Here is a 12,581-nt window from a genome sequence, read left to right on the forward strand (position 1 = left end):
TCTTGGTGCATGCTCTCGTAAAAATAAAATGAAAGATAATGCTTTTCCGATCTGTTTCACAAAACAAATATAACGAAAGTTGCTTATGTGAAGTTTATGCGAGCAGCTTCCCATCTGGTGCTTGCATTCCTTATGGAGTCAGGTTTAATAAGTAAATCGAAATGAAACGAAAGTTAAGTTAAAGGATTTCTTATGGCCAGCACGAGTTCCTCACCCGAAAAGCGCACCATCGGCACGAGCGAAAGGCGTGAGCAGATTATCCAGCGGCTACGGCAGCAGGGAAGCGTCCAGGTTAATGATTTATCTGCTCTTTTTGGTGTATCCACAGTAACTATCCGCAACGACCTCGCCTTCCTGGAAAAACAGGGCATTGCCGTGCGTGCCTATGGCGGGGCGCTTATTTGTGACGGCAACACACCGGCGACCGAACATTCAGTTGAAGACAAAAGTGCGCTCAATACGGGCCTGAAACGGGGGATTGCGCTGGCGGCGGCTGAAATGATTAAACCGGGGCACCGCGTTATTCTCGATTCGGGAACCACGACATATGAAATTGCGCGCATGATGAAGCATCACCAGGAGGTGATCGCCATGACGAATGGTATGAATGTCGCGAATGCTTTGTTTGACGCCGAAGGGGTCGAGTTACTGATGACCGGGGGGCATCTGCGCCGTCAATCACAGTCCTTCTATGGCGATCAGGCGGAGCAGTCGCTGCAGAATTACCATTTCGACATTCTCTTTCTCGGCGTTGATGCCATCGATCTTGAACGCGGTGTCAGTACGCATAACGAAGACGAGGCGCGGCTGAATCGACGCATGTGTGAAGTGGCAGAGCGCATTATTGTCGTGACAGATTCCAGCAAATTTAACCGGTTGAGTTTGCACAAAATCATCGACACGCAGCGTATCGATATGATCATCACGGATGAAGGTATCCCGGCGGAAAGCCTGCACGGATTGCAGAAAAGCGGTATCGATGTACTGCTGGTGAAGCAATAAAAAAAAGCATGGCCGGAGCCATGCTTAACGTGAGGTTTACACTTTTTTATTAAAATCAGGTCACTGGAGCCGGGTTGAACACAGCCAGTTGGTTGTGCAAACCCCATTGATCCGAGAAGGTTTTCTTGCGACCACTGGCAACATCAAGAATGAAGTGGAACAGCTTCCAGCCCACATCCTCGATAGTCTCTTCGCCGGTTGCGATGGTGCCCGCGTTGATATCCATTAAGTCATACCAGCGGTTTGCCAGCTCAGTGCGCGTCGCCATTTTGATAACCGGCACGGCGACCAGGCCATACGGCGTACCGCGACCGGTGGTGAACACCTGAACGGTGATGCCGGAAGCGACCTGCTGTGTGCCACACACGAAGTCGCTTGCGGGTGTCGCCGCGTAAATCAGTCCGCGTTTTGTCGGGCGTTGTCCCGGCGAAAGCACTTCGGAAATGGCGCTTTTACCGGATTTCGCAATTGAGCCCAGCGCTTTTTCGACCACGTTGGCCAGGCCGCCTTTTTTGTTCCCCGGAGACGGATTGGCGCTGCGGTCGGTTTTGCCCATGTCCAAATAATTATCGTACCAGGCCATCTCTTCCAGCAGGCGTTTGCCGACTTCTTCGTTGATTGCGCGCGGCGTCAACAGATGAATGGCATCGCGCACTTCGGTCACTTCCGAGAACATCACCGTGCCGCCGCAGCGGATCAGCAGGTCAGAGGCATAACCCACTGCCGGGTTGGCCGTCACGCCGGAGAACGCATCGCTGCCGCCGCACTGCATGCCGACCACCAGTTCAGACGCCGGGCAGGTTTCGCGTTTACGCTGGTTCAGCTTCGCCAGGTGACGCTCCGCGACTTGCAGAATATCATCCACCATTGAGCGGAAACCGACATGCTGTTCATCCTGCAAACGCACGATACTGGCGCTGTCCACCGGAATGGCTTGTACATCGTCGGTGCCTTGCAACAGGCGTTCCGGTTGCAGTTTTTCACAGCCGAGACCGATCACCATCACTTCACCGCCGAAGTTCGGGTTCAGCGAAATGTTGTGAATAGTCCTAATCGGGATAACTGCGGCCGGTGCGTTAATCGCCACGCCGCAACCATATAAGTGGTTCAGACCGACTACGCCGTCTACGTTCGGGTATTTCGGCAGCAGGTCGCGCTCGATAATCTTCACCACATAATCCACTACGCCCGCCACGCAGTGCACGCTGGTGGTCAGGCCGAGCAGGTTTTTGGTGCCGACGCTGCCGTCCGCGTTACGGTAGCCTTCGAAGGTGTAGCCTTCCAGCGGCGGCAACGGTTCAGGCACTTTCGTCGCCAGCGGAAGGGTGTTCAGCGGCGGCGCTTTTGGCAGCTCGACGGTAGATTCATCAATCCAGCTACCGCGTGGGATATCGCGAACGGCGTAGCCAATGACTTCGCCATAACGCACGATTTCGCCATGATGAGGAATATCCACCAGCGCAACTTTGTGGCCCTGCGGAATATGCTCAATCAGCTCGAGACCGTCCGGGAAACGCGTTCCCGCTTTTAAGCCATTGTCGTTAACGATAATCGCGACATTATCAGTGTCGTGAACTTTAATATAAAACGCCCCAGGCGATTGCTGTCTTATTTTGATGTCGGACATTGTCAAGTAATCTCCAGCTAACTGTACGATGCATTACTCAAAAAAGAGGAACTATTCTTTATTCTGTAATTAATATCAGAAAGAAAAATCTTGGTTGTTGGAAATAAGAATGTCAGGAGTTCAAATATTAAAATGTGATCTAAATCACTTATTATTGTGATGCCCCGTCTGGCGGGGCCGTGTAATGCAAGATCTGTGCATCAGCGCCCAGGCTTATGTGCATATGCTCAAAATAATCTTTCCCGATAATGTGAAAATTGAGCAAGCCAACAGTGTATGACTTCTTCGTGCTGATTATACTGAGGGCTAATAAAATCGAAGTATCCATTATCTGAATTGAGTTCCGAGTGCTTAAATAAAATCAGATAATAACCATCACAATAATTATATTTTAAAGTTAGCGGTGCCTGAGGAAATTAAAAATGGCTATTGAACAAACCGTCGAAACAAAACGGGCTTTACCCACCCGTTATTTAATTCTGCTCATTATATTTATTGTAACCGCAGTTAACTACGCAGACCGGGCAACGCTTTCTATTGCCGGGACCGATGTCGCGAAAGAGCTGCAACTTGATTCTGTATCAATGGGTTACATCTTTTCGGCATTCGGCTGGGCTTACCTGCTGATGCAAATCCCTGGCGGTTGGTTGCTCGACCGTTTCGGATCGAAAAAAGTGTACACCTACAGCCTGTTTTTCTGGTCGCTCTTTACCTTTTTGCAAGGTTTTGTCGACTTCTTCCCGATAGCATATGCCGGGATTTCAATGTTTTTCATGCGCTTTATGTTGGGCTTCTCTGAAGCGCCTTCATTTCCGGCGAACGCCCGCATTGTGGCGGCGTGGTTCCCGGCGAAAGAGCGCGGTACCGCGTCAGCGATTTTTAACTCTGCGCAGTACTTCTCACTGGCGCTGTTCTCGCCGCTGCTGGGCTGGTTGACTTACGCTTGGGGCTGGGAGCATGTGTTTACCGTCATGGGCGTAATCGGTTTTGTGCTGACCTTCGCCTGGGTGAAATTCGTCCACAACCCAACCGATCATCCTCGTATGACCCGCGAAGAGCTGGAGTACATTGAGAAGAACGGCGCGGTTGTCGATATGGACCACAAAAAAACCGACGACGGCAAAAAAGCCGGTCCGAAAATGGATTACATCAAGCAGTTGCTGTGCAACCGCATGATGCTCGGCGTGTTCTTCGGTCAGTACTTCCTGAACACCATTACCTGGTTCTTCCTGACATGGTTCCCGATTTATCTGGTGCAGGAAAAGGGCATGTCGATATTGAAAGTGGGCTTTGTCGCCTCGATCCCGGCGCTGTGCGGTTTTGCCGGTGGGGTGCTGGGCGGTCTGTTCTCTGATTATCTGATTCAACGTGGCTCAACCCTGACCGTTGCGCGTAAAGTGCCGATCGTCGTCGGGATGTTACTGGCTTCCAGCATCATCCTGTGTAACTACACCGACAGCACCGTCCTGGTTGTCGCGCTGATGGCGTTGGCGTTCTTTGGTAAAGGTTTTGGCGCACTGGGTTGGCCAGTTATCTCCGACGTAGCGCCAAAAGAGATCGTTGGCCTGTGCGGCGGTGTATTCAACGTATTTGGTAACGTGGCTTCTATCGTGACGCCGCTGGTCATCGGATACATGGTTAAAGAGTTGCATTCTTTCAACGGTGCGTTGGTGTTCGTCGGCTGTTCAGCGCTCATGATGATGGTCTGCTACCTGTTCGTGGTTGGCGACATCAAACGTATGGAACTGAAGAAATAAGCAACAACACATTAAGGTACAAAAGATGAATAACGATATCTTCCCAAACAAATTCAAGGCCGCGCTGGCGGCCCAACAGATTCAAATCGGTTGTTGGTCTGCGCTGGGTAGTCATATCAGCACTGAAGTTCTGGGCCTGGCAGGCTTTGACTGGCTGCTTCTTGATGGCGAACACGCCCCTAACGACGTGCTCACTTTTGTACCGCAATTAATGGCGTTAAAAGGCAGCGTCAGTGCGCCGGTTGTGCGCGTGCCGACCAATGATCCGGTTGTGATCAAACGCCTGCTGGACATCGGTTTCTATAACTTCCTGATTCCGTTTGTCGAAACCGAAGAAGAAGCGGTAAACGCCGTTGCGGCGACCCGTTATCCGCCGGAAGGTATTCGCGGTGTTTCTGTTTCTCACCGCGCCAATATGTTCGGCACCGTGCCGGATTACTTCCGCCAGTCCAACGCCAATATCTCCATTTTGGTGCAGATCGAAAGCCAGGCCGGTGTCGATAACCTCGACGCTATTCTGGCGACCGATGGCGTCGACGGCGTGTTTGTCGGCCCGAGCGATCTGGCGGCCACGCTGGGTTATATCGGCAATGCGGCGCACCCGGAAGTTCAGCGCACCATTCAGCACATTTTTGCGCGCGCCAAAGCGCACAACAAACCGAGCGGCATCCTGGCGCCGGTTGAAGCTGACGCCCGTCGCTATCTGGAATGGGGCGCGACGGTCGTTGCGGTTGGCAGCGATTTGGGCGTGTTCCGTTCGGCGACGCAGAAACTGGCCGACACCTTTAAGAAATAATCAAACCACCATTTAAAGAGAGAGACGCATTATGACGATGAAAGTTGGTTTCATTGGCCTGGGTATCATGGGTAAACCAATGAGTAAAAACCTCATTAAAGCCGGTTACTCACTGGTGGTCGTGGACCGTAATCTGGACGCGGTTGCCGAAGTGATCGCCGCAGGCGCGGAAACCGCGACCAGCGCGAAAGCCGTTGCCGAGCAGTGCGATGTCATCATCACCATGCTGCCAAACTCCCCGCACGTGAAAGAAGTGGCGCTGGGCGAAGGCGGCATTATTGAAGGCGCGAAAGCCGGTACTGTGCTGATCGACATGAGCTCCATCGCCCCGCTGGCAAGCCGTGAAATCAGCGAAGCGCTGAAAGCGAAAGGCGTTGAAATGCTGGATGCGCCGGTAAGCGGCGGCGAACCGAAAGCGATCGACGGCACGCTGTCAGTGATGGTTGGCGGCGACAAAGCGACTTTCGACAAATACTACGACCTGATGAAAGCTATGGCCGGTTCTGTTGTTCACACCGGTGATATCGGCGCGGGCAACGTGACCAAACTGGCAAACCAGGTGATTGTGGCGCTGAACATTGCCGCCATGTCTGAAGCGTTGACGCTGGCAACCAAAGCGGGCGTAAACCCGGATCTGGTGTTCCAGGCGATCCGTGGCGGTCTTGCGGGTAGCACCGTGTTGGAAGCGAAAGCGCCGATGGTGATGGATCGCAACTTCAAACCGGGTTTCCGCATCGACCTGCATATCAAAGATCTCGCTAACGCGCTGGATACTTCGCATGGTGTGGGCGCTCAATTGCCGCTGACCGCCGCCGTGATGGAAATGATGCAAGCGCTGCGTGCTGACGGTCTGGGTAACGCCGACCACAGCGCCATTGCGTGCTACTACGAGAAACTGACGAAAATCGAAGTTACTCGTTAATAGAAAGGGCGTGAACGCGCCCTGGTTTTTAGACGTCCACCTCTTCAGGCCGCAGTGGGTCTGAAGGGTGAAGTGCGCGGCTTGGTCAGGCTCACAACTATGAAAATCGTAATCGCCCCAGACTCTTACAAAGAAAGCCTGTCTGCTACGGAAGTAGCGCAGGCGATAGAAAAAGGATTTCGGGAAATTTTTCCCGATGCTCAATACGTGTCAGTTCCGGTCGCGGACGGCGGTGAAGGTACAGTTGAAGCCATGGTAGCCGCCACGAAAGGGACTGTGCAGACCGCCAGCGTCACTGGCCCGCTGGGCGAGGACGTTGATGCCTGCTGGGGAATGTCTGGCGATGGGGCAACCGCATTTATTGAAATGGCGGCGGCCAGCGGGCTGGCGCTCGTCCCACCTGAATTACGCAACCCTTTGATTACCACTTCGCGCGGCACCGGGGAACTTATTCTGCACGCGCTGGAACAAGGGGCAACGAACATCATTATTGGTATCGGCGGCAGTGCGACCAACGACGGCGGCGCGGGTATGGTTCAAGCGCTGGGCGCTAAATTGACCGATGCCAACGGTACGGAAATTGGCTACGGCGGCGGCAGCCTGATGAGCCTGAACAGCATTGATATTTCCGGGCTGGATCCGCGTTTGAAAAACTGCGCCATTCGCGTTGCTTGCGATGTTACCAACCCGCTCATTGGTGAGCAGGGCGCATCACGTATTTTTGGCCCGCAGAAGGGCGCGACCGAAGCGTTGATTGTCGAACTGGATCGCAACCTCGGGCATTTCGCGGACGTGATCAAAAAAGATCTGCGCGTCGATGTGAAAAACGTGCCGGGATCCGGTGCGGCAGGCGGCATGGGCGCGGCGTTAATGGCATTTCTCGGCGCGGAATTGCGCAGCGGCATTGAGATTGTCACGCAGGCGCTGAACCTCGAAGAGCATATTCACGATTGTACGTTGGTGGTGACCGGCGAAGGCCGCATCGACAGCCAGAGTATTCACGGCAAAGTGCCGGTTGGCGTGGCGCATGTCGCCAAGAAATATCACAAGCCGGTGATTGGGATTGCGGGCAGTTTGACCAGTGATGTCGGTGTGGTGCATCAGTATGGTATTGACGCGGTATTCAGCGTGTTGACCAGTATCAGCACGCTGGAAGAGGCGTTTCGCGGGGCGTTCGATAATATTTATCGCGCTTCGCGAAATATTGCCGCGACATTGCAAGTTGGAATGTTGACGGAAGGGTGACAGGCGCAAGCAAACCCTCTATACTGCGCGCCGAAGCTGACCAGACAGTCGCCGCTTCGTCGTCGTCCCCTTCGGGGGAGACAGGCGGAGGGGAGGAAAGTCCGGGCTCCATAGGGCAGGGTGCCAGGTAACGCCTGGGAGGCGCAAGCCTACGACCAGTGCAACAGAGAGCAAACCGCCGATGGCCCGCGCAAGTGGGATCAGGTAAGGGTGAAAGGGTGCGGTAAGAGCGCACCGCGCGTCTGGCAACAGTTCGCGGCACGGTAAACTCCACCCGGAGCAAGGCCAAATAGGGGTTCACAAGGTACGGCCCGTACTGAACCCGGGTAGGCTGCTTGAGCCAGTGAGCGATTGCTGGCCTAGATGAATGACTGTCCACGACAGAACCCGGCTTATCGGTCAGTTTCGACTCTTAAAGACGTCCGCAGGAGAAATCCTGCGGGCGTTTTGCTTTTATGCTGGGTTGAATGCCTGTCCACTCCTCTTTCTATGAAAAGAACGCGGCTTATCGGTCAGTTTCGACTCTTAAAGACGCCTGCAGGAGAAATCCTGCGGGCGTTTTGCTTTTGTAGGCCTGTGAACCTGTAGGCCGGATAAGGCGTAGCCGCCATCCGGCAAAACAGCCAGCCGCAAAACCGCCTGATGGCGCTACGCTTATCAGGCCTACGCGGAGCCTGCAAACCTGCCGCCACCAGTCGCTAAGCCGCCTGATGACGCTACGCTTATCAGGCCTACGCGGAGCCTGCAAACCTGCCGCCGCCAGTCGTTAAGCCGCCTGATGGCGCTGCGCTTATCAGGCCTACGGCGAAACCTACAAACCTTCGCGGCGAATCCCTCATTTCTGTTTTGTCTAATTTATAAACAAATATCCCCTTTATCGGCGGGCGAAAAGCGCTACCCTGTTAAACAGGTTGCCATCATCGCTACGGGAGTTGTTGCCGTTATGCATCAAAAATCAATCATCATTGTCCAGGTGGGGAATGCCCCGGAACCTTTACGCGAGGCGCACGGCGACGTTCCGCTCTGGTTTTGCCAGGTGATCGGATGCGAACTGGACGAAGTTGAAGTGGTTCGCGTCTTCGAAGGGGAAACGCTGCCCGCGCCGGATGCCCGCCGGGCCGCCATCATTACTGGTTCCTGGGCCATGGTTTCTGACCGGCTGCCGTGGAGTGAGAAAACCGCAGAATGGATCCGCGAGGCAATGACGATTGAGATGCCGCTGTTTGGCGTTTGCTACGGCCATCAACTGATGTCCTGGGCGCTGGGCGGCGATGTGCAATACCACGAAAAAGGGCGCGAAGCTGGCACCAAAACCGTCTATCTCAACGCCGCAGCCGCCAGCGATCCGTTGCTTACGCATCTGGAAGAAAGCTTCCCGGCGCATCTGACCCACCGGCAAACTGTCACCCGCTTGCCCATCGGCGCCACCGTGCTGGCCGCGTCAGTGCACGATCCTCACCAGATTGTACGCTATGGGCCTAAGGCCGTTTCCGTGCAGTTCCACCCGGAAATGACGCCGGAAATCGCCTCAGATTTGTTAAGACTCAATCGCCCGCACATTGAAAAAGAAGGCACCGACACCGACAGCCTGGTCGCTGGCGTACTGCCCGCGCCTGGCGCGGCGGAAATCCTGCGGCGTTTCATCCAACACGTTTTCGCCCAAGAGCCGGTCGCCGTTTCATCTGACGCTACCTAGCGAGTGATCTTCTGCTGCGCCATCGATCAGCCTGGTGAGTTCTTGGCAGCGGATAATTACCCCTTCCCGCAGCGTAAAATGGGCAAAAACCTCAATATGCGATTGCGCGCCATCCTTCTTTTCAACTGACACGTGATGACGCGTCAGCACCTCGTTGTGCTGGCTGGCGATCGCCACCACCGTAATGTCAATCGACCGGGTAAGCTGTTTAAGCTTCGCCATATGGCTGACAAAACCCGCAAAATCCAGCGCTTCGCCGTTGACTTGTTGCTGATAGTCCGGCGAAAAGTAGCCGCGGATCCGCGCTTCGTCATGATCCGGTTGGCAAACAATGTTGTGTAACGCTTGCGTGACCAATTTGGCTGCATTCGACATTTCTTTTTCCTCATTGCGTGGTTCACTGAGGATATCGTCGAAAGGCGGCGGTATATTAACCGTAACTGGACATTAAATACGGTGAATCAGCCATGATCACACAAAGCCAAAAACTGTCGCACCAAAGCAAACACAAAACCGAATGGCATCAGCATGTTACGGGTCAGCTATTCTGTATCCGCCGGGGAATGATGATGGTGCAAACCGAGCAGACGCAATGGGCGCTGACGCCCGCGACGATCGGTTGGTTTCCGCCGCAGTTACGCCACTGCGCCTGGACGGTGGGGAAAGTAGAAGGTCACAGCGTGCAGCTTAGCGTATGCGGCAGCGACGCTTTGCCGCAGCAGCCGGGCGTGTGGCCCGCCGACCCGTTTTTATTGTTGCTGATGGAGAGGATCAGCCAGCTTGATCCGCAAGTGGAAACGGCCCAACGCGAGCAGCATTTATTGGCGGTGATGATGGATGAAATCCGCCTTGCGCCGCCAGCCCCGTTACAACTGATGTTGCCGCATGATCGGCGGGCGCGACGCATCGCGGAGCAGTTGTTATTGCAACCGCAGAACACACTTCGCCAGCAAGAACTGGCAGCGGAAAACGGGTTGAGCATCAGGACGTTAAGCCGCTTGTTTAGCGAACAAACGGGCCTCAGTTTTAGCCGATGGCGTCAGCAGGCGCGGATCCTCGCGTCAATCACTTGGTTATTACGTGGCGGACCGATCAGCGAAACCGCCATGCAGTGCGGGTATGAAAACGTCAGTGCTTTTATCGCCGCGTTCAAACTGCGTTTTGGTATGACACCGGGCGCGTTTCGTGTGTTAAACAGCAAGGCGTGATGCCCCGGCCAGCACCGGGGCGGTTGGTCAGGCGGTGGCTTCTTCTTCCGCCAGACGAATGACAGCTTCAGCGACGATAACTTCCAGTTCCGTCAGCATCTCTTCAAACCCGAACGTCGGCGCGGGAGCGTCGGGTAATTGATCGCCAGAGGTTACGCGATCAAACGGGCTATTTATTGTGCGGATACTCATTGACTCACCTAAAAATATTGACCCATCACACCGGTAAATCTATCAGCAAAGCACGCAGCGGCGTGTCGGCGACCAGTGTTATGTTAGCTTCATCACGAATAAAAGCGCCGTCACCGCAGGTGAGTGCCTCTTTCCCTTCGCAATGTGTGACGGCATGCACCGTCCCGTGAATAGACTGCAAATAGGCGCGCGGGCCATGTAACTGAATTTTCAGCTCTTCGCCTTTTTTCAGCTCGACATGGTGCAGCCAAACCTGCTGGCGCAACTGCAAACTGTTTTCGCTGCCATCCGGCGAGGCCAGCAGTTGTTGCGAGGCATCGGCAATCGTGACTTTTTGCACCGGCGGGTTTTCACGCTCCGGGCAGGCATCAAGCCATAACTGCATACGCGTCAACGACTTGTCTTTACTCAGATTATGTTCGCTGTAGCTGATACCAGGCTGGGTGGCGATTAACAACGCTTCGCCCGCTTTCGCCTGAACATGGTTACCTTCGCTATCGCGGTATTCCGCTTCGCCTTCCAGAATCACATTCAAAATATCCACTTTCGGGTAGGTACGCGGCTGGAATGAAGCCGCAGGGGCAAGCACTTCCTGGTTCAATACGCGCAGTGAGGCATAGCCCAAAAGCTTCGGGTCGAAGTAATGTCCAAAGGAAAAAGTGTAGCGGGCCTGAAGCCAGCCGAAGTCAGCTTGTCCGCATTGTTTCGCAGTACGGGTAGTAATCATAATTATTGACCTCTCTTTACTTAAAACAATGTTAAAGGGATGGACGATGCATTGTTAGCCAGATATTCTGCCTGGTATGTTCAAATTTCCTGAATGAGAACAATCATGGCCAAAGAAAGAGCATTAACGCTGGAAGCGTTACGCGTGATGGATGCGATTGACCGGCGTGGCAGCTTTGCCGCCGCCGCAGATGAGCTGGGGCGCGTGCCTTCCGCGCTCAGTTACACCATGCAAAAACTGGAAGAAGAGCTGGATGTGGTGCTGTTTGACCGCTCCGGGCATCGAACGAAATTCACCAATGTCGGGCGCATGTTGCTGGAACGCGGCCGCGTTTTGCTGGAAGCCGCAGATAAACTGACAACCGATGCCGAAGCGCTGGCGCGCGGTTGGGAAACGCATTTAACGCTGGTCACCGAAGCGCTGGTTCCCTCGGTGGCACTGTTTCCGCTGGTGGAAAGGCTGGCGGCGAAAGCCACCACGCAATTGTCGATTATTACCGAAGTGCTGGCGGGAGCCTGGGAGCGCCTCGAGCAGGGGCGGGCGGATATTGTTATCGCGCCGGATATGCATTTTCGCTCCTCGTCGGAAATTAACTCCCGCAAACTTTATTCGGTGATGAATGTGTATGTCGCCGCGCCGGAGCACCCGATTCACCACGAAGCGGAGCCGCTGTCGGAAGTTACGCGCGTGAAATATCGCGGCGTGGCGGTTGCCGATACCGCGCGAGAACGCCCGGTGTTAACGGTGCAGTTGCTGGATAAGCAGCCGAGGCTGACGGTGAGCACCATTGAAGATAAACGCCAGGCGTTGCTGGCAGGGTTGGGCGTCGCCACCATGCCTTATCCGCTGGTTGAGCAGGATATTGCCGAAGGCCGCTTGCGCGTGGTTAGCCCGGAATACGCTGGCCAGGTTGATATTATTATGGCCTGGCGCCGCGATAGCATGGGCGAAGGGAAAGCCTGGTGCCTGCGCGAAATCCCCAAGCTTTTCGCCGGGAGATAAGCTAGCCGTCAGTTTCAGAGGAAGGCTTTCGGCTGCGGGCCGAAAAGGTTCTCTTCAGATGTGCCGTGTTGGCTGTAAAAAGCCAGTAACGCCAACCAGCCAATCACCGGAAATAACAACAGCAACAGCCAGCGCCAACTGCGATTCGTATCGTGCAAGCGGCGCACCTGTACTGCCAGTGTTGGCACCAGCACCAGCAACTCATACGCCAGGCTGAGCACATGCCAGCCGATTATCTTGTCCACTACACTCAATACGCCGAAGAGAATGATGTTGACCAGAGTGAACATCCAGAACTCGCGGCGGTGCGCGCGCCCATGAAAGACGGCGTAATTGCGAAGCACCCTAAAATACCAGTCCATTCTCAACCTCGATCAACGGTCAATTCGTTGTTTTCTAAACGATCA

13 protein-coding genes and 1 other RNA gene are annotated in these 12,581 nt (G+C 54.4%); 9 read left to right on the forward strand and 5 right to left on the reverse strand.

Annotated features, from left to right (window positions below; all coding sequences use genetic code 11):
• The first annotated feature begins 192 nt into the window (after positions 1 to 192).
• Positions 193 to 1,002 (forward strand): DeoR family transcriptional regulator, encoded by an 810-nt coding sequence (locus tag AAEY27_RS02955; protein WP_342323437.1) that lies wholly within the window; start codon positions 193 to 195, stop codon positions 1,000 to 1,002.
• A gap of 55 nt (positions 1,003 to 1,057) precedes the next feature.
• On the opposite strand, the gene garD is transcribed toward AAEY27_RS02955, so the two are convergent.
• Positions 1,058 to 2,629, reverse strand: a complete 1,572-nt coding sequence (garD, locus tag AAEY27_RS02960; protein ID WP_342323438.1) for a galactarate dehydratase — start codon at positions 2,627 to 2,629, stop codon at positions 1,058 to 1,060.
• A gap of 422 nt (positions 2,630 to 3,051) precedes the next feature.
• On the opposite strand from garD, the gene AAEY27_RS02965 reads away from it, so the two are divergent.
• The 6 genes from AAEY27_RS02965 to AAEY27_RS02990 all read left to right on the forward strand — a co-directional run bounded on the left by AAEY27_RS02965 (position 3,052) and on the right by AAEY27_RS02990 (position 9,045).
• On the forward strand, positions 3,052 to 4,386 hold the full coding sequence (locus AAEY27_RS02965) for an MFS transporter (protein WP_342323439.1): 1,335 nt from the start codon (positions 3,052 to 3,054) through the stop codon (positions 4,384 to 4,386).
• Between the two features lie 25 nt (positions 4,387 to 4,411).
• Positions 4,412 to 5,182, forward strand: a complete 771-nt coding sequence (gene garL / locus AAEY27_RS02970) for a 2-dehydro-3-deoxyglucarate aldolase (RefSeq protein ID WP_322554768.1) — start codon at positions 4,412 to 4,414, stop codon at positions 5,180 to 5,182.
• Between the two features lie 31 nt (positions 5,183 to 5,213).
• Positions 5,214 to 6,104 (forward strand): 2-hydroxy-3-oxopropionate reductase, encoded by an 891-nt coding sequence (gene garR / locus AAEY27_RS02975; protein ID WP_342323440.1) that lies wholly within the window; start codon positions 5,214 to 5,216, stop codon positions 6,102 to 6,104.
• A gap of 99 nt (positions 6,105 to 6,203) precedes the next feature.
• Positions 6,204 to 7,349, forward strand: coding sequence for a glycerate 2-kinase (gene garK, locus AAEY27_RS02980; protein WP_342323441.1), 1,146 nt, complete (start codon positions 6,204 to 6,206; stop codon positions 7,347 to 7,349).
• A gap of 32 nt (positions 7,350 to 7,381) precedes the next feature.
• Positions 7,382 to 7,760: RNase P RNA component class A (gene rnpB, locus AAEY27_RS02985), an RNA gene on the forward strand.
• A 532-nt stretch (positions 7,761 to 8,292) separates the two neighbouring features.
• Positions 8,293 to 9,045, forward strand: a complete 753-nt coding sequence (locus AAEY27_RS02990) for a glutamine amidotransferase (protein WP_342323442.1) — start codon at positions 8,293 to 8,295, stop codon at positions 9,043 to 9,045.
• Here AAEY27_RS02990 and AAEY27_RS02995 read toward each other — a convergent pair.
• Positions 9,028 to 9,420: a nuclear transport factor 2 family protein gene (locus AAEY27_RS02995; protein WP_342323443.1), complete on the reverse strand. Its 393-nt coding sequence runs from the start codon at positions 9,418 to 9,420 to the stop codon at positions 9,028 to 9,030. The genes AAEY27_RS02990 and AAEY27_RS02995 overlap by 18 nt on opposite strands.
• A gap of 92 nt (positions 9,421 to 9,512) precedes the next feature.
• Here AAEY27_RS02995 and AAEY27_RS03000 point away from each other — a divergent pair, with 92 nt between their 5' ends.
• Positions 9,513 to 10,253, forward strand: a complete 741-nt coding sequence (locus AAEY27_RS03000; protein ID WP_342323444.1) for an AraC family transcriptional regulator — start codon at positions 9,513 to 9,515, stop codon at positions 10,251 to 10,253.
• Between the two features lie 27 nt (positions 10,254 to 10,280).
• Here the strand turns inward: AAEY27_RS03000 and AAEY27_RS22380 are convergent, their stop codons facing one another.
• Together AAEY27_RS22380 and AAEY27_RS03010 are read right to left on the reverse strand one after the other, a co-directional pair.
• Positions 10,281 to 10,445, reverse strand: a complete 165-nt coding sequence (locus AAEY27_RS22380; RefSeq protein ID WP_425294653.1) for a hypothetical protein — start codon at positions 10,443 to 10,445, stop codon at positions 10,281 to 10,283.
• A gap of 25 nt (positions 10,446 to 10,470) precedes the next feature.
• Entirely contained in the window at positions 10,471 to 11,172 is a 702-nt protein-coding gene (locus AAEY27_RS03010) for a pirin family protein (protein ID WP_342323445.1), read from the reverse strand.
• A 105-nt stretch (positions 11,173 to 11,277) separates the two neighbouring features.
• Here AAEY27_RS03010 and AAEY27_RS03015 point away from each other — a divergent pair, with 105 nt between their 5' ends.
• The gene (locus AAEY27_RS03015; RefSeq protein ID WP_342323446.1) at positions 11,278 to 12,174 is read left to right on the forward strand and encodes a LysR family transcriptional regulator; all 897 of its coding nucleotides are present in this window, start codon (positions 11,278 to 11,280) and stop codon (positions 12,172 to 12,174) included.
• Positions 12,175 to 12,188: 14 nt separating this feature from the next.
• Here AAEY27_RS03015 and AAEY27_RS03020 read toward each other — a convergent pair whose 3' ends face one another.
• Positions 12,189 to 12,536, reverse strand: a complete 348-nt coding sequence (locus AAEY27_RS03020; RefSeq protein WP_342323447.1) for a DUF805 domain-containing protein — start codon at positions 12,534 to 12,536, stop codon at positions 12,189 to 12,191.
• Between the last annotated feature and the right edge of the window lie 45 nt (positions 12,537 to 12,581).

It is taken from the genome of Kosakonia sp. BYX6 (assembly GCF_038449125.1).
In the GTDB taxonomy this organism is placed as follows: Bacteria; Pseudomonadota; Gammaproteobacteria; order Enterobacterales; family Enterobacteriaceae; genus Kosakonia; species Kosakonia calanthes.